The organism is Deltaproteobacteria bacterium (assembly GCA_012522415.1).
Taxonomy (GTDB): domain Bacteria; phylum Desulfobacterota; class Syntrophia; order Syntrophales; family JAAYKM01; genus JAAYKM01.
This window is the reverse complement of the sequence record JAAYKM010000021.1, coordinates 1-17263: the sequence shown is the minus strand read 5'-3', so window position 1 is coordinate 17263 and position 17263 is coordinate 1. Positions and strand designations below refer to the sequence as shown.

17 protein-coding genes, 1 tRNA gene and 1 pseudogene are annotated in these 17263 nt (G+C 49.7%); 8 read left to right on the top strand and 11 right to left on the bottom strand.

Annotation, left to right across the window (positions count from 1 at the left end):
• Positions 1-55 precede the first annotated feature (55 nt).
• Together GX147_01620 and GX147_01615 are read left to right on the top strand one after the other, a co-directional pair.
• Complete coding sequence (locus GX147_01620; GenBank protein ID NLN59407.1) at positions 56-2818, top strand: molybdopterin-dependent oxidoreductase; 2763 nt, start codon at positions 56-58, stop codon at positions 2816-2818.
• Between the two features lie 150 nt (positions 2819-2968).
• On the top strand, positions 2969-3469 hold the full coding sequence (locus tag GX147_01615) for a DUF4124 domain-containing protein (GenBank protein ID NLN59406.1): 501 nt from the start codon (positions 2969-2971) through the stop codon (positions 3467-3469).
• Between the two features lie 326 nt (positions 3470-3795).
• Here the strand turns inward: GX147_01615 and GX147_01610 are convergent, their stop codons facing one another.
• From GX147_01610 to GX147_01600, 3 genes are all read right to left on the bottom strand, one after another.
• Entirely contained in the window at positions 3796-4491 is a 696-nt protein-coding gene (locus GX147_01610; GenBank protein ID NLN59405.1) for a cytidylate kinase-like family protein, read from the bottom strand.
• Positions 4492-4580: 89 nt separating this feature from the next.
• The gene (locus GX147_01605) at positions 4581-5012 is read right to left on the bottom strand and encodes an ACT domain-containing protein (protein ID NLN59404.1); all 432 of its coding nucleotides are present in this window, start codon (positions 5010-5012) and stop codon (positions 4581-4583) included.
• 28 nt (positions 5013-5040) lie between these two features.
• The gene (locus GX147_01600) at positions 5041-6348 is read right to left on the bottom strand and encodes a phenylacetate--CoA ligase (protein NLN59403.1); all 1308 of its coding nucleotides are present in this window, start codon (positions 6346-6348) and stop codon (positions 5041-5043) included.
• 272 nt (positions 6349-6620) lie between these two features.
• Between GX147_01600 and GX147_01595 the strand changes: the two genes are divergently transcribed.
• The 4 genes from GX147_01595 (at position 6621) to GX147_01580 (ending at position 8787) form a co-directional block, all read left to right on the top strand.
• Complete coding sequence (locus tag GX147_01595; protein ID NLN59402.1) at positions 6621-7025, top strand: hypothetical protein; 405 nt, start codon at positions 6621-6623, stop codon at positions 7023-7025.
• A gap of 55 nt (positions 7026-7080) precedes the next feature.
• The gene (locus GX147_01590) at positions 7081-7437 is read left to right on the top strand and encodes a hypothetical protein (protein ID NLN59401.1); all 357 of its coding nucleotides are present in this window, start codon (positions 7081-7083) and stop codon (positions 7435-7437) included.
• Between the two features lie 366 nt (positions 7438-7803).
• A tRNA-Sec gene (locus tag GX147_01585) sits at positions 7804-7901 on the top strand.
• 250 nt (positions 7902-8151) lie between these two features.
• Positions 8152-8787 (top strand): 50S ribosomal protein L25, encoded by a 636-nt coding sequence (locus tag GX147_01580; protein ID NLN59400.1) that lies wholly within the window; start codon positions 8152-8154, stop codon positions 8785-8787.
• Positions 8788-8907: 120 nt separating this feature from the next.
• On the opposite strand, the pseudogene GX147_01575 reads toward GX147_01580, so the two are convergent.
• The 7 genes and pseudogenes from GX147_01575 to GX147_01545 all read right to left on the bottom strand — a co-directional run bounded on the left by GX147_01575 (position 8908) and on the right by GX147_01545 (position 14103).
• Positions 8908-9078, bottom strand: a pseudogene (locus GX147_01575) (helix-turn-helix domain-containing protein).
• Between the two features lie 182 nt (positions 9079-9260).
• A complete protein-coding gene (locus GX147_01570; GenBank protein NLN59399.1) occupies positions 9261-10073 on the bottom strand; it encodes a transporter in 813 nt (270 codons plus the stop codon).
• A 152-nt stretch (positions 10074-10225) separates the two neighbouring features.
• The gene (locus GX147_01565) at positions 10226-10498 is read right to left on the bottom strand and encodes a DUF2325 domain-containing protein (protein NLN59398.1); all 273 of its coding nucleotides are present in this window, start codon (positions 10496-10498) and stop codon (positions 10226-10228) included.
• Between the two features lie 144 nt (positions 10499-10642).
• Positions 10643-10801, bottom strand: coding sequence for a FeoB-associated Cys-rich membrane protein (locus GX147_01560; GenBank protein NLN59397.1), 159 nt, complete (start codon positions 10799-10801; stop codon positions 10643-10645).
• Positions 10802-10811: 10 nt separating this feature from the next.
• Positions 10812-13007: a ferrous iron transport protein B gene (gene feoB, locus GX147_01555; GenBank protein ID NLN59396.1), complete on the bottom strand. Its 2196-nt coding sequence runs from the start codon at positions 13005-13007 to the stop codon at positions 10812-10814.
• Between the two features lie 92 nt (positions 13008-13099).
• Positions 13100-13315 carry a ferrous iron transport protein A gene (locus tag GX147_01550; protein NLN59395.1) on the bottom strand — a complete coding sequence of 72 codons (216 nt, stop codon included), beginning with the start codon at positions 13313-13315 and terminating at the stop codon, positions 13100-13102.
• Between the two features lie 35 nt (positions 13316-13350).
• Entirely contained in the window at positions 13351-14103 is a 753-nt protein-coding gene (locus GX147_01545; GenBank protein NLN59394.1) for a metal-dependent transcriptional regulator, read from the bottom strand.
• A gap of 358 nt (positions 14104-14461) precedes the next feature.
• On the opposite strand from GX147_01545, the gene lexA reads away from it, so the two are divergent.
• Positions 14462-15049 (top strand): repressor LexA, encoded by a 588-nt coding sequence (lexA, locus tag GX147_01540; GenBank protein ID NLN59393.1) that lies wholly within the window; start codon positions 14462-14464, stop codon positions 15047-15049.
• A gap of 13 nt (positions 15050-15062) precedes the next feature.
• On the top strand, positions 15063-16370 hold the full coding sequence (locus GX147_01535) for a DNA polymerase IV (protein NLN59392.1): 1308 nt from the start codon (positions 15063-15065) through the stop codon (positions 16368-16370).
• Positions 16371-16555: 185 nt separating this feature from the next.
• Here GX147_01535 and GX147_01530 read toward each other — a convergent pair whose 3' ends face one another.
• Positions 16556-16768 carry a dodecin domain-containing protein gene (locus tag GX147_01530; protein NLN59391.1) on the bottom strand — a complete coding sequence of 71 codons (213 nt, stop codon included), beginning with the start codon at positions 16766-16768 and terminating at the stop codon, positions 16556-16558.
• Positions 16769-17263 lie beyond the last annotated feature (495 nt).

The window sequence follows — 17263 nt, the reverse complement described above, 5'->3', positions numbered from 1 at the left end:
CGGAAATTACAAGCGGACTGTGATTGACGGTTGATTTGTCGGAGGTGAAGGCAAGATGAATCATGGCATTGGCTTCAAAGTGAACGGAAAATCCGTTGAATTTACGGGTCAGCCCGATACGAGGCTGATAGATTTCCTGCGGAATCACTTGGGTTTGACCGGTACGAAAGAGGGTTGTGGTGAAGGGGTTTGCGGTTCCTGTGCCGTCTTGCTCGACGGCCAACCGGTCAAAGCTTGTGTAACCTCAATGGAGCGGGTTGCGGAACGGGAGATTGAAACGATCGAAGGCATCGGGTCTGTGAACTCTCCGCACCCCCTGCAACGGGCATTTGTCGAAAAAGGTGCCATCCAGTGCGGTTTTTGCACGCCGGGTATGATTGTTGGATCGAAAGCCCTACTGGACAGAATTCCCCTGCCAAGCCGCACAGAGGTGATTGGCGCTCTTGCTCCCCATCTGTGCCGTTGTACGGGGTACAAGAAAATAGTGGAGGCGGTTTTACTTGCCGCCGCAAGAAAGGCATCGTCCGAGGAAAGCAGCGGATTGACCGTTCGGGGCAGGATGCACCCGGAAGGGGATCGCTACAGCGCTTCGTTTTCTTCTGTGGATCCGCCAAACCTGGATATGACGGGACATATCGGCATTCCCGTGGTCCCCATGGGGATCTGGGAAAAAGCCCTTGGATTGACTCAATTTGCTGCGGATCTCATGCCTGATGACTGCCTTCATTTGAAAGTGGTCCGGAGTGGGAAACCTCATGCCATGATCCGGAAGATCGAAACGAAAGCGGCTGCGGCCGTTCCCGGGGTTATCGCTATCCTGACGGCGCAAGACATAGGGGGGACCAACCGAATTGGTCCGATCCAGCGAGATCAGCCAGTGCTGGTTGAGGATCGGGTGCGTTTTATCGGAGACGCCGTTGCCCTGGTGGCGGCCGAATCGCTTGAGGTTGCCGCCAAGGCTGTACAACGGGTAGAGATCGCCTATGATGATCTGGAAGTGGTTTCCAGCACGGCGGGAGCAACAAACCCGAAAGGTCCGAAAGTTCACGGAGGGACGCATCTGCTCTTTCACCTGAAAAGCGAGATGGGAGATATTGCCCGGGGCTTTGCGGAATCGGCAGAGGTGGTGGATAATTTCTATGAAACCCCTTTCAACGATCATGCTTATATCGAGCCGGAGGCCGGCGTTGCCTGGCCGGATGAGGGCGGAAAAATCGTCATTCGCCTGGCGACACAAAATCCCCATGAGAATCAGGAACAAGTGGCGGAGGCCTTGGGCATACCATGTGAACGAATTCGAATCATTCAGGCCCCGACGGGCGGCAGTTTCGGCGGAAAGTTGAATCACCAGATCGCGTCGCTCCTGGCCCTCGCCGTCTGCAAATTATCAAGACCGGCCAAACTGGTTTACACGGCGGCGGAATCGATGATGTGTACGGAGAAACGGCATCCCTTCGAAATCCGCTTTCGTACCGGAGCAACAGCCGAAGGTAAATTGTCGGCCATTGAGGTCGATATGGTCGCGAACACCGGTGCTTACGCTTCTTACGGCAAAGCGGTACTCGAAAGAGCCCTTATCCATGCCACCGGTCCCTATGATGTACCACATGTATCGGTCGAGGGAGCCTGTGTTTACACCAATACAACCCCTGCTGGGGCGATGCGTGGTTTTGGCGCCCCTCAGGTGGCCTTCGCTGTGGAATCCCAAATGGATCTACTTGCGGAAAAGCTGGGCTTGGACCCTTTCGAATTCCGCCTGAAGAACCTGTTTAAACCCGGTTCAACCACGATTACCGGCCAGATTCTCAGGGAGAGCGTCGGTGCTCGGGAAACCCTGCTTGCCCTTGAGCCCTATTACAAAGAGGCCCTGGCCTGGTCAGCGAAACAGTCTAACTGTACCACCGACGGTATCAGGCGCGGAACGGGCCTGGCATGTATTTTCTTCGGCATCGGTGAAGCAGGATGGCGGAATCCCTCTCGGGTGATCATGCGGCTTAATGCCGAGGGGGCTATAGAGTTGCTGGTCGGTGCTGCGGATCTCGGACAAGGTGTATTTTCCACCCTGGCCCAGATTGCCGCGGAAACGTTACAGGTTCCGGGGCATTGCTTTGTCGTTGTGACGCCGGATACGGATATTACCCCTTCCGCAGGACCGACCGAAGCAAGTCGTCAAACCCTTGCTTCGGGGAGAGCCGTGCAAGAGGCTGCTCTTGCAATGAAAAAAGCGCTGGAAGTAACCGGTTTCTATGAGGATGATACAGAGGCATATGCCGGTAGACTTCGCCGATGCCATCGTGTGCTGCTGGAGAAGGGTTTATCCAGGGAGTTTTCCGGATTCTTCATGCCAGACACAATGCCAATCGACAAGAGCGGGAAAGGAAGCCCCCACTTGGCTTATGCTTTCGCGTCGGTCTTGGCCCAAGTGGAGGTTGATACGGCAAGTGGTGTTGTCAAGGTTGTAAAATTGGTGTTGGCGCATGATGTGGGGAGAATCATCAATCCCCTGACGCTAGAGGGACAGGTAGAAGGCGGAGCCGTCCAAGGGCTGGGATTTGCCTTGAAGGAGGAATTCAAACCGAATGTGACCAATAAATGGTCAGCCTATAGGATTCCCCGAACCGTGGACATGCCGGACATGGAGACGCTTTTCATTGAAAGCCCGACGCCGGAAGGGCCATTCGGCGCCAAGGGCATTGGAGAGGTTCCCACGGTGGGGCCTGCCGCAGCGATCGCCAACGCCGTGGCCCGCGCCTGCGGAAGGCGGCCAATGCGGTTACCGATAATGCCGGAGCAGGTGAAAAAGGGGTTAGCTTCCTAGAGAAGATGATTTCTTGAAGTCTCGATGGTGGAGATATTTCTCTCACTTTTGGGAGAAGATAAGGGGAATTTGCTTAAGATTGTGCCGGATATTGCCGATCTCTAAGGAGAAGGCCTTGATTGGGTACGTATCGGGTTTCGGGAGGTCAATATGAAAACATGGATTGTCTTGCTGTTATGTTTGTTTCTTTTCCCTTGGGCGGTGCAGTCTGCCGAATACTACCGATGGACCGACGAGAACGGTGTAAGCCACATCACAGATCAGCCGCCGCCGACGGCAAAAAAGAATTTAAAAACCTACCGTTTCAGAAATCACGTTCAGTCGGCTGCCCCTGAAACAACAGGCACCGAAACGACGTCGGGTACTGTCGGGGGAGGACAATCCTACGAAATGGAAGCGGCACAAACAAGCAATGCGGAACTTGAACAGACCCGTGCGGAATATGAAGAATTGCAGGGTAACGAGGCACATTACCGACGAAATTACTACAATGCCTATGGCAATAAGCATGCGCGGGATTACTGGAAAGGCAGACTGAACGACCTCGAGAACAAGCGGCAGAAACTGGAAAGCTTTGAAAGCGGAGAATCTTCTGACCAAGGTTTTTCTTCCGGATCAACAGAATCTTCAGAGGGGGTAAACCCGATGTAAATCAGGAGTGCCTGATTCATCCGTGAATTTTTTCACATTGTAATCCCCCCTACCTTTACCGAAATAACAAAAAACCATTCCACCGCCCCCGCAGGTCGTGGCCATGTGCAGATCGGCTAGATACAGATTATTTGCCGAGGGCAGGGCCACGAAGATAACCGCCGATGAACCTCGTTATATCACCAGGAAAAGGTTTCACCGAGACAGGCAATGCAGGAATAATGGGTGTAATTTCATAGGAACAGCCACACCCGGCTATTTCATTGATGTGACTGTTCCTAGATTCTTGCGTCTCTCAGGGAGAGTAAGGTACCTTAATTGGAGCTCTACAAATCCCGGCTTTTTTTCCATGCTTCAAAACCGGAGATGATCGTTTCTACGGCTCCGCTGATCGTCATCGCATCCATGTTGATTGTCAGGTCATAATCATGAGGATTTATCCAATCGACCTTAAAAAATTTTTTAACAAAGGTTCTCCGATCCTTTTCAGTGGTGGTCGCATAATCTTCTGCTTCCTGCCGCGAACATCCCCTGCTGTTTACAATTCGGTTCAACCTGTTTTCCCTGGAGCCGATCAATTTGACCCGGAACTGCTTCTCCGCGGGAAGAATATACTGGGCGCCGAGCCCGAGAATAACGGTATTGCCATGATCCTTGACCGTGTTAATCACCTTGTTCAGGTGGAACATGAACTTGTCCGGCCACATATGGCGGGTTTCGAACAGGGATGACAACCAGTCATCCCGCCGGGTTAAGGCCTTTTCAATAATGGCTTGAATCGATTTTTCACTGACATCGGCGTTTTCAGCAATGTGCTTTGTAATTTGTCCAGCCAAAAGATCCATTTTCAGACGGACCGACAGCACCCTCGCGATTTCCGTTCCGCCAGTACCCGGCTCACGTGAAATGGTGATAAGCGGCCCAGGTTTAACGATCTCGCTCTTCACCTCTTTAGAAGCCAATAGCCATCTCGATAACTGTTCAGTGACGATCTGATCGATTGAACGGATTTCTTTTTTCATAAAACCTCCTTTTTACCGAGTTCGATTCAGAATGAGATTTAATAAAGCACGCGGGCCCTGTTTTCCAAAAACCACTATTCAATCAAATTTTACAGGGAGTAGAGCTTTTCCCCGGGTAGAACGGTTTTGTTGTTTTTCAGGAGCACTTGGATGGCGGCATCGGGGTTGTCGAGCCGAAAGAGCATAACCGCGTTTTCTCCGCTCCTTTCCACGAAAGCGTACATGTATTCGATATTGATCCCGGCCAGGGCCAGAACTTCAAGAATGCCGTGCAGGCCGCCCGGTTGGTCCGGCACTTCAACGGCCACCATGTTTGTGCGGCTGACGGTATAGCCGTTTTCCTTCAATACCCGATTCGCATCGGCGACATGATCAACGATCAGGCGAACGATACCGAAATCTGATGTGTCGGCCACCGCCAGGGTCCGGATATTAATGTTCGCATTTTTGAGAATCCGCGTGACATTTTCGAGCCCCCCCGGTTTATTTTCCAGAAAAATGGATATTTGTTCAACCTTCATAGATGTGCCTCCCTTCGTTTCCAGAATATTAGATGCTTCTCCTGTCTATGACTCGGCTGGCCTTCCCTTCGAAACGCTGGAGCGATTTCGGTTCTACCAGTTTGACTTTGGCGGTAACCCCGAGGAAATCTTTTAAATCCTTGATAATATTCCTCTCAATTTTCTGAAGGCCTTTGATTTGATCGGTATTGGAGAAGAGGCGCTCACTGACTTCCACGTGAACCTCCAAGGTGTCGAGGGTTCCTTCCCGCTTCACGATGAGCTGATAATGAGGATCCAAGTCTTCAATGTCGACCAGAACGGCTTCGATTTGGGAAGGAAAGACATTGACGCCACGGATAATCAACATGTCGTCGCTTCTGCCCTTAATGCGTTCCATGCGGAAGTGTGTCCTGCCGCAGACGCATGGTTCCGGAATCAGTTTTGACAGGTCTCTCGTCCGGTAGCGGATCATGGGAAAGGCTTCTTTCGTCAGGGTCGTGAAGACGAGTTCGCCCGGCTCGCCTGCGGGAAGCACTTCACCCGTTTCTGGGTTGATCGTCTCCACAAGAAAATGATCCTCGAAGACATGCATTCCCTCGCGGCCTTCATGGCATTCCATGGCCACGCCTGGTCCCATGATTTCAGACAGTCCGTAAATATTCATGGCCGCGAGATTCAATGCATCCTCTACTTCATTCCTCATGTTCTCGCTCCAAGGCTCCGCACCGAAGATACCGACACGCAGCTTCAGGGTGCCCATATCGATTCCCATGGCCTCGCCTTGCTCCGCCAGATTAAGGGCATAGGACGGAGTACAGCAGATGGCGGTGGGTCCGAAATCTTGGAGGATCATGATCTGACGCTTGGTGTTGCCTCCGGAAATGGGAATGACACTGGCCCCCAGTTTTTCCGCACCATAGTGGATGCCCAGCCCCCCGGTAAATAACCCGTATCCGTAGGCGTTATGTATCATATCATTTTTAGTCAGTCCGGCGGCGACAAAACAGCGGGCCATGAGTTCCGACCATATTTCAATATCCCGTTTTGTATATCCGACAACGGTTGAACGGCCCGTTGTACCGGATGAGGCGTGAAGCCGGACTACCCCACTCATGGGAACGGCAAACATGCCGAATGGATAATTATCCCGGAGATCTTGCTTCGTTGTAAAGAGAAAACGCTTGAGATCGTCCAAGGTTTTGATATCATCCGGCGTAACCCCGATTTCATCAAAGGATTTCCGGTAGAACCCGACGGTGTGATAAACACGTGAAATTACCTGTTTGAGCCGTTTAAGTTGGAGCACCTCCAGAACTTCACGGGGCAATGTTTCGTATTCTTCGTTATAGATCATGCAATGATCCCCCTTTCGGATATCTTTTTTATGTGAAACATTAAGCACTTTCCTCGTATGCGTTTTCTTTCATGACCACGACTAAGCTCACTGCTTTTTCTATATCTAATCAAGATCCGAAAAGAAAATCAAGAATATGATGAGCGAATTACTCAGCGTAAACTGAGTCAATCAGCAATTCCCAAGGAGATGAATCTCATGTTGAAAATAACATGTTTCCTTTGGTAATAGTATGATACTTATTCGAACCTGATTACGAGGAAGAAGGATCCATGAAAACAGATACCTGTGTTCCGAACCGTGTGATTGTCCCGTTATTTTTCTTTCTTCTGTTGCTTGTGACGCCCGCCCTGGGCATTGAATGGGTGGTTTTTTCAACCACACAGGAGGGAAATGAGTTGTTCTACGATCAGCACAGCGTGAGGAAGGTCGAAGAAGACACGGTACGCTTATGGGAAAGGATCGTCTTTACCGATAACAATGTGCAGGACAATGTCAAAACAACCCTGTTTGTGCGAGAAATCCATTGTTTGGAAAAGAGATACCGGATCATTTCGTTGCTTGATTACAGTATTCAAGGAGAAAAATTGTTTAGCGGTACGGATGAGCGAGCCACCTGGTTTCCCATTCCTCCGGATACACATCTGGAGCTTTTGAGAGAAACAGTGTGTCGATAAGCCTCCGTTTTTGAGGATTTTAATCTGCAATGATTTCAAGGTAACAGGACAGGAAATGAGCATGAAATCATTTATAGTGACGAGCTTTTTGGCGTTCTTGTATGTCTTACTGATGCTACGCCCCGAACCGGGCCTTTGCGAGAATTGGCTTCAATATGAAATGGCACGTGATGGGAGTGTTCTTTCTTATGATAAGGATAGCATCGCCGACCGGACGAGGCATATTAAGCAGGTGTGGTTTAAAAGGGAAGTGTCTGACCAGGGACGGGAAATCGTGATGGAACGCATGAGGGCTCAGGGTTTCCTGGCGGAAGGATACGACAAATTATCACACCATGCAATTTTGTTTGTGATAAATTGTAAGGAAAGAAAATTCAAACCCCTGTCCACGATCGACTATGACGTGAACTGAAAGGAACTGTTTCGCAACAACTCCATTGATCAGCCGCATTGGGAAGATGTGCTGTCCGAAAATATGATGATTTATGGACTGTACGAAGCAGTCTGCGAGCCGACACCCTGAAACAAAAAGAGACAACGCGATATTCATACCTTCATCAGGTGTTGCGTATCATGCAACACATCAAAACAATTTGTTTTCAGTCTATTTTTTGCACACCCCCTTGGGGTTATGCATTGCCCAATCTTCCGCGCTAATCTCCCGTTAACCAGTTGACAAGGTTACTCATTTAATATAGCATCCGGTTCGTAAAATCGTGACAGGGAGCAGAGCGGCAGCGAAAACAGGCACATAATGCTTATATCAGCTTGTCCATGCGGAAGTACACAGGTCACTGGTGGACCTCCTGGACTTCAAATCCAGTGTGGGGCGTGAGGAACGTCCCGGGTGGGTTCGATTCCCATGTACTTCCGCCATTTATTTTGCATTAGATGCTTACGTAAGCGTCACAGGGCGTCACATGTATAACGGCATGTCTTACAACCCGTACATATGATACACGGATTGAAACATATACGGTGATGACAAGCCTTAAGCCCAACGGGCCCTGCAAGTTTCTTCTTCCGATATCTTTCATCATGAGGCAATAGGCCGCTTTAGTAAGCTGTTTGACTAATAAAGGCGGGAATGGTATCGTTAAAAAAACGTTAAGGAGGCAGTAGTAGGATGGTAAATTACCAGCTAGCCGTGCAAGAAAGGACCAAAACCGGCAAATCGTATGCGCGGAAACTCCGGGCTGCCCAGAAGGTCCCCGCGATTGTTTACGGATCTGGAAAACCTGCGCAAAACATAGAAGTGGGGGTTCGTGATGTCGAAAAGGCCTTGGCTTCTCAGGGAAGTTTAATTGATCTGGTTTTTGGTTCGGCAGTCAAGACCGTGATTGTCAAGGACACCCATCGCGATCCGGTGCGGGGAACCCTGCAGCACCTTGATTTCCATGAAGTTGATTTAACCAAAAAATTGGAAATTACAGTCCCCTTGCGCATAGTTGGTGAAGACGAGCGGGCCAATGACGGCGGAATTGTGACGAATTTACTTTGGGAAGTAACAGTGCTTTGTCTGCCGACAGATATTCCCGACACTATTGATGTGAATGTGAGCGCTCTCGAGCTTGACCAACTGCTTACCATTGGTGAACTGGATTTACCCGTCGGGGTTGAAATCATCGGAGATGCTGATGAAGCCGTTGTCAGAGTGAATATGCCTGTAGCACCAAAGGTTGAAGAAGAAGAGGGCGCACTTGAAGAAGAAGTTGAGGAAGCTGAAGGGGTTGAGGAAGCCGTGACAGAATCGGCTGAGTAAGGTTTCGTTTGGAGGCAGTCTTCCGGAGGGCGTCCGTGATTAGTTTTTTCACGGGGGAGAGGGATTGCAACGATCTACATCGGCATCCAGATCCATTTGCAAGGTTTCAAGGTTGCCATGGCTCTTTTCCCGAAGGCCTTCCAGGCCTCCTTCCTCGTATGCTTGCTTGATGTCATAAAAATGCTGCCTCGACACACCGTTAATTTTACATGCTTCCGAGACGTTCTTCAAATACTCCGCCAACTCCGGCAAACTCAATTTGTTTCTGATAAGCTTTTCCTGGGTGGTCATTTTTAAATATCCTCCTTTTTTGATTGCCTCGAAACAATCCAGGAGATAACTGACCACCCTTACTACCTAACTGTCAAGTCAAGTCCGTCTTTTCACCACTCATTTCTTGTATATTGCATTCTGAAAAAGACTATCCGGCATATCGGGTAGATAGAGAATCTTGTTTCTTAAATGATCATTACTCAAAATCGCAAAGTCAGACCGGCGAGGACGGAATAATCGGGAGCGACATCGTTTAATCCCCCTTTAACGCCGAAGTCCAAATCAACAGCGTCATTCAGGCTGTAGACCAGCCCTCCGAGAATGAAGGCGGGATTCGTCTGGGATGCCGTATCCGGGTTTCTGTCGACACCCACATTCGCCACCAGAGTCACTTTCTCCATGATCGGGTATTCTGCCGCCAATGACGCATGCCATAGTTCTTTCCGTTCGTCGTTTTTATTTTCGTTCTGTATATATCCGGCGTTCATGTGAATGCAGGCGGGACCGACCTCCAGAGTCGAGATCACATACAGGCTGTAAGTCATCCGGCCTCCTCCCAAGCCTTTGCCCCGATCCCCCGTGGGAAAGGTTACTCCCGGCTTGACGGCGAAGCTCAGACCGTCCCCTTCAAAAAAACGCCATTTCACCTCGACGGAAATATCGGAAAGTCCCTCGTCTGTTGTCGATTCCCGGCCTTCATCCGTATCCTCGACAAGTCTTCCGTGCTGAAAAGGAACACCCAAAAGCAGATCGATCGAATCGGTCAAGCCTGCGGCGAAGGATCCCGTGATGGTTGTAACCTCTGTTCTCGCACCTTTCGTATCATCCCGTTCAAATTCGCCGCTCAATTCTAATTCAAACTTCCCTTTCCCCTGAGTACCGGTGTCATCGGTAATCAGAGGATGACCACCGAAAGCGGGAACGGTAATCAGCATCATTACCAGGGCCAACCGGATCGCAAGCCAAATGGAGTTCATGTTTCCCTCAATAACCTCCTTCCCTTTTTCCTTCACTGCAATTTCTCCTTTCGATTGTTTATTATGCACTTATTATTGGCTTTAGACTGCTTTCATCGCCCATAACGAAGGAATCCCTTGACCAAATGGAAATGAACATCGCCGTATCCTGCCAGGGGCCTTTGCTCCGTGTTGCGCCATCCCTGACATCATGAGGCCGGCAATTTCCGAACCGCCGGCGACACCAGACGTCCCAGACATTCGCGGGGGCCGCACACACCGCACGAAGGGCGCATGACAACAGGGATGCACCCCGATTTGGCTGCCCTGATTGCTTCGTTTCTGATGCGGTGTGTGGTTTTCCCGGTAAAGACCACCACCGCATCAACCCCTCTGACGGCTGCCACCAAACCGATCTTGGCTTTGGTGAATACTTTGAGCTTGATGCCCCCGCCCGGATAATCTTTTTCAAGCCGGTCCATACCCCCGATCAAACGCCACGCACATGATTTCCTCCTGATGGCTTATTGATCCGTCATTTCAATCTCTGTTGCATGACCCGGCATTGGAAACCGGCCTTGAGAATCCGGATACCCTTGGGTATCATCTTCGAATTCGTCATGCCCCTAAGGTTGAGTATCCTTTTTAAGGATGTGGTCGCATGTGCGTTTCGCGCATCCGCAACAATGTCCTCCAGCCTTACCCGTCATGGTTCGGTAAAACGACCTGCCCGCCGTAACGGCCACAGCAACAACAATACCCGTCACAATAATCGTCTCAATCATATAAATCTCCTTACCCGATTCCGATACCGAAAAAACGACCCGTCTGGTAGACCAGGACCGTAATCACATACGCAAGGAGCGTAAGCCCTCCAAGTTGGAACAACGCCCATCCCCACGAGTTGCTCTCACGCCTCGTCACGGCGATGGTGACCATGCAGGGTGCGCTGATGAGGCAAAAGAGCATGATGCAGAATCCCACAAGAGGCGTGTAGCTCTTCTTCAGTTTCTCCCTCAAGGTCTCCGACGCTTCATTCGCCTCCCCCACAGAATGGATGATTCCCATCTGGGCGACAAAGACCTCCTTGGCGGCGAAGGCACCGATCAGGGCGGTCCCAATTTTCCAGTCGAAACCCATGGGCCTGAGCATGGGTTCCATGGCATGGCCGATACGCCCGGCAATGCTGCTTTGAAGCGCCGCTTCCGCTTCTTTATTGTCGATGGCGATAATTCGTGTCGCTCGTTCTTCTTCCTCCATGGTCCCGATCCGTATTTCCCGGCGTTCCCTCTCAAATTGGGCGGCTTGCTCGCCGGACAATCCCGGAAAGGTGGTCATTGCCCACAGCAGAATTGATATGCCGAGGATAACGGTTCCTGCTTTTTTCAGATAAAGCCATCCGCGCTCCCACATGTGAATCAAGACGCCCCGCACGGTCGGCATCCGGTACGGCGGCAACTCCATGACGAACGGTACGGATTCGCCCTTCAGAATGGTACTGCGGAGAAGTTTTGCGCTCATGACGGCAAGGAGAAGACCGATAACGTAGATGATCCAGAGCATGGGGGTATGCCACACCTGCGGGAAGAACGCAGGAATAATGAGGGTGTAAATCGGCAGGCGGGCGCCGCAGCTCATGAGGGGGATCACCCACATCGTCGTCAGCCGGTCCCGCCGGTTTTCCAAGGTGCGGGTGGCCATGATCGCCGGAACGGAGCAGCCGAATCCGATGAGCATCGGGATAAAACTCTTGCCGTGCAGTCCGATTTTATGCATCAGGCGATCCATGATGAATGCCGCCCGCGCCATGTAGCCGGAATCCTCGAGAATGGCAATGGCCAGAAACAATAGCAGAATGTTCGGCAAGAAAACCACAACGCCGCCCACACCACCGATGATGCCGTCCACCAGCAGGGACTTCAAGAGGCTTTCCGAGCCTTCCGGCCACCATATCGTGACCATTCCGCCCAGCCATCCGAAGCATGCTTCGATCCAGTCCATGGGCGTTTCTCCCAGAGTAAAGGTCAAGTGAAAGGCGAGATACATGAGTCCAAGAAAGATCGGAATACCCAACACGCGATTTGTCACAACGCTATCGATCCGATCCGAGATCGTATGCCGGATCTCAATGGTGGAACGCACCGCTTCCTGGCAGGCACCCGATATGAATCCATATCTGCGTCCTGCGATGGCCGTTTCCGGATGTTCCCCGAGCATTTTTTCGATGTGCAAGGCGCTTTTCTCAATCTGTTCGTTGACTTCAGCAGATAAGACTTTTGCCCGTAACTCCCTGTCGCTCTCAAGAAGTTTCACGGCCAGCCATCGTGAATCGTATTTTCCTTCGATAGGTCTTTTACTCATGATGGACTCTATTTTCGTGATTTCTTTTTCGAGTTCCTCTCCATAATTCATCACCGGGATCCGGCCTCTCGGTCCAAGAAGGTTCTCTTGACCGGCAGAATCGACACCCGTCGGCGATTTTTTCTGTTCACTCCGGATCGCCGTTTCGATAATGGCGTCCAGAAGGTCCGTCATGCCCACCCTCTTGTGACCGACCGTCTCGACGATTGGGGCACCGAAATAACGGGAGAGTATAGCGGTGCCGAATTCGTACCCCTTAGCCTTGGCCATGTCGCTCATATTGAAAGCAAGAACCAGAGGCGCTCCGAGCTCCATCAGTTGCACGGCAAGATAAAGATTTCGTTCGAGGTTAGAGGCGTCGAGCACATCGACGACAACATCCGGTTTTTCATCAATGATATAATTCCGGGCAATCCTCTCCTCGTCGGAATAGGCGGTCAGGCTATAGGTTCCCGGAAGGTCGATAATGCGTAATTCATAATCGCCATGGCGCCTCAAACCTTCCTTGTGCTCCACCGTCACCCCGGGGTAATTCCCGACATGTTGGCGGGAACCGGTCAACGCGTTAAATAGGGTGGTTTTCCCGGCGTTCGGATTGCCCGTAAGAGCAACAGTTATTCTGGATTGCATGTTGTTTGTTGGGCCTCCTTTATCTGTTGAGCCAAATTATTTTTGTTTCCGCATATTTTTTTAGGAAAGCCTAAATTACAGGAGAAAAAAATTTAGGCCACTCTGATTTTCTGCGCCATCCCACGCCCTAGCATGATCCGGCTGCCTTTTACCTCAATAAGAAAAGGTCCTTGCATGAAATTCTGGATGACTTCAATTTCGACGCCGGGCACCAGGCCCATGGCGGTCAGCCGACTCTGAAGATCTCCGCCCGCTTCCACAGAAACGAGTCTGACTCGTCTACCGGGTTGAACGATTGTTAACGGCATATCTAATGCTCCCCTCAAGATGATTTTAGCACCACTTATAATAATTCGACCTCAATCCCCTCCGCTTCTTCTTTACGCAGCGAAAGGTGATAACCTTTTACCTTGATGTCAATCGGATCACCTAACGGCGCCACCCGTTCCACTTCAATAACGGCTCCAACGGTAACGCCCATTTCAACAATCCTTTTATTTGTTTCTCCACGGGTATGGATTTTCAGTATTTTACCCTTTTGACCCGGCTTTAAATCTCTCATATTCGTTTTTTCCATTGTTCTTCGACCTCCTTGCTCCCTGCGATGTATGAGCCCGTCAAGGACCTCTGAAATACATTTCTCACAGTTCTCCTGCGTATCATTCTGATCGCAGTGATAAGCGAATCCCGCAATCCACTTGCTCCCCCCCCGTGGGCACACCTCCACGAATTCGACAAATTGAACAAACCGTTCCAGAATCACCCGGGGGATGAAATGTTCCATCCGGCAAGCCGCTTCATCGGCGTTGTTCTCATCGACAGCAAGAACCTTCATGAAGAAGTCCCGAAGCACCTCGTGGCGGCGGATCACATCCTTGGCCGCGGCTTTCCCAACAGCAGTCAGAGTAATGACATCATACGGAACATAGTTGATCATTTCCTTGTCGGCAAGGGCGCGAAGCGCACCTGTCACCGACGCATTGGTGACACCCAGGCGCTCTGCGATATCCTTGGGCCTTACCCCCTGCTTCTGGACAATGATATGAAATATCGCTTTCAGATAATCTTCCAGACTCGCCGTCAATGCATCAGTCATCGCTAGATCACTCCTCTCTCACAATGTTTCGCGAGGCCTAAGTAAATAAGGTAAGACTAAATCGATGTCAAGGTTTTTTAATAATACTTTCCGTTTTACGTTCCATCAAGGCACCGACCAAGGCCAGACCCGAATGGCTGGTCAAATCTTCATCACCCGATTTGATGATGCATTTTACAGGTCGTATCTTCTCTTTCCAAGTGTTGTTCCTGAAACAGGCAAAAGCCATTATTACCTTGTATTACCAAGAGTTTACATTAACTATTGCGGCCTTTATGCCACGAATTCAAGCTAAAGGAAACAATCATCAGTAAACCATTCTTGACAATGGTACGATTGTACTATATGAGATGCTCTCATGAGGGACAAAAGAACCGAAAAAGGCGTGGCTGAAGCCATTGCCGCTTTTTTGAAAAACCATCGGCGAATGCCAACCTATACGGAAATCATGGCACTGCTGAACGTGCGATCCAAGAGCGCGGTCCAATATTGGGTGGGGAAGCTTGTTTCCAAGGGGTTTTTGCAAAAGGATGAAAGGGGTTTCCTGATTCCATCGCGTTTGCACCAGGGTCTGCCGATGGTTGGTAGTATTTCTGCCGGATTTCCTTCTCCGGCTGAAGAGGCATTACGGGAGATTATCTCCCTCGATGAGTATTTGATTACCCGGCCGGAGTCCTCTTTTCTTGTAAAAGTTGATGGCGATTCCATGATTGAAGCGGGAATCATGGAGGGAGATATGGTCATCGTAGAAAAAGGGAGAAACCCAAAAAGTGGAGACATCGTCATCGCCGAGGTGGATGGCCAGTGGACTATGAAGTATTTTATCAAAAAAGGCAAAACAATTACCCTGGAACACGCTAACCCAAAATATCAATCAATCATACCTCAAACAGAGCTTCGTTTGGCCGGAGTTATAACCGCCGTCATCCGTAAATATCATCCGTAAATCGCGCCCTATTATGAACGACACCCTTTTCAGCCCGCACAGTTGGCCCAGAGCGATAGTCCATGTGGATGGCGATGCATTCTTTACATCCTGTGAGGAGGCCATACATCCTGAACTTAGAGGGAAGCCCATCATCACAGGGGAAGAAAGAGGAATCATTGTCTGTGCCAGCTATGCGGCCCAAAAAATGGGGATCAAGCGGGGTGTTTCCGTCCGGGAGGCCAGAAAAATCTGCCCGGCTCTGCTTGTACTTCCTTCTGATTATGAAATATACAATCTTTTTTCCCGCCGGATGTTCAATATCATCAGGCGGTTCACCCCGCAGGTGGAAGCGTACTCCATAGATGAGGCCTTCGCGGATATAACGGGTATGCGAAGGGTGCTAAAAGCTTCTTACAAGGGTATAGCTTTTCGCATCAAGGAAGCTGTTGAGAAAGAGTTGGGGATCACCGTTTCCGTTGGATTGAGCCTTACCAAGGTACTGGCCAAAATCGGCTCCAAATATCGAAAACCCGATGGTCTGACCATCATCCCTGGAAGAGAAATCCCAAACTGGCTGCAAAATCTTCCCGTTCAGGACATATGGGGGATTGGACCGGCGACTTCCGATTATCTGTCGAAGATGAATATCAAGACAGCCCTAGAATTTGCCCGGATGTCAGAGAGTCTTGTCAGGGCGAGATTCACAAAACCGGGGGTTGAAATATGGCGTGAATTAAGAGGTGAATCCGTATACCCTGTAGTATCGGAAGAAAAGAACCGCTACGTTTCCATCAGCAGGACCAGGACTTTTGCTCCCCCGACGAGTGATCCGGAATATATTTTTGCCCACCTTATAAGAAATTTGGAGTCCGCCTGCATCAAGGCCAGATGTTATCGATTGCAGACCAAGAGGATCGTGGCTTATCTGAAGAAACAGAATTTCAATTATGCCAGTCGTGAGGTAAAATTGGACCGTGCGTGCGTTTATCCCATGGAATTGGCGGACGTTTTGAGGGATATTTTCAACCGAATGTATGAGGCGCAGGAAGTTTATCGTGCCACCGGAATTATTCTGCTGGATCTGGATAGAACGGCAGAAAGGCAATATTCATTGTTTGAAGATCCCGTCAGGCCTGAGAAGATTCGAGAACTGTATAAAGGGGTTGATTTTGTTTGCCGGAAGTATGGTAAACATTCACTGCACTTAGGGGGATCTCATCTGCTGGAGAAACAGGGCAGGGGAAAGAGAGGAGAATCCACGACAAGAAGAAGGACCCTGCTCTTCGGAGAGACGAAAAGAAAACACCTGCCGTTTCCGATTATCCATTTGGGCGTCTGAAAGTATGCAAAGATGTTTTTGCTACGCAAACCCCTCTGTTATTCAATAATAAGCAGCGAAAAGGCCCTCCGTTTTGAATGATCTACAACAAAAACGGAGGGCCTTTTTTAATACCTGAGATGGCATTTCCCGCTGAATTGATGCCCTTTCGGGTCAACGATCCACAGTCTTGAAAACTAACGAAATTAAAACCCGAGATACTTGAAGGACGCTTTCAAGCGACATCTGTACGTGGAGACTTTATCATCTTCAACAGTTAAATCCAGTTTTACGACTTCAGCAATTCTCATATCTTTTATTGTTTTCGTTGCAACCTCCACGGCATGTCTCGCCGCATCTTCCCAGGATACTCTGCTAACGCCAACCAATTCGATAATTTTGTAAGTACTTTCAGTCATGACATCTCTCCTTTCTATGAATAACAACTCAAAGGGTTCTTTATGGGGTTGCCCCCACTTTTATTTCTGGGAGAATATTGGGTTAAATAGCTAAATAAAAGATCAGACGAAACGTTCAAGTATCCCTCTCATACTGGGACCTTGCCCCATTTATAAACGTAAAACTTATTTTAGTCAACTCTCAAATTGTCGGGGATGGTGCGCCAATCCTTCTTGTGACTCCGGAGCAATAATGTTGATTTCACAAACGTTTTAAAGACTTCGATCAGAAGACGAGGTACTCGCAACCTTCACGTTAATCCTTGCCTCATCGTTTATAGATGCATCCGAAGTATCCTCTAGAAGACCGATTCCGTGGAGTATTTGCCTAGTCGGTTCTGAAAAAGTCTATTTTGATAAAGCGTTACCGTAAGAGATGGTTCTTTGATAATTAGAAAGCCATTGGAAAATTAGACGCAAAAAAGCGGCTGCCCACCGCAGCAGCTTGGCAAAGTT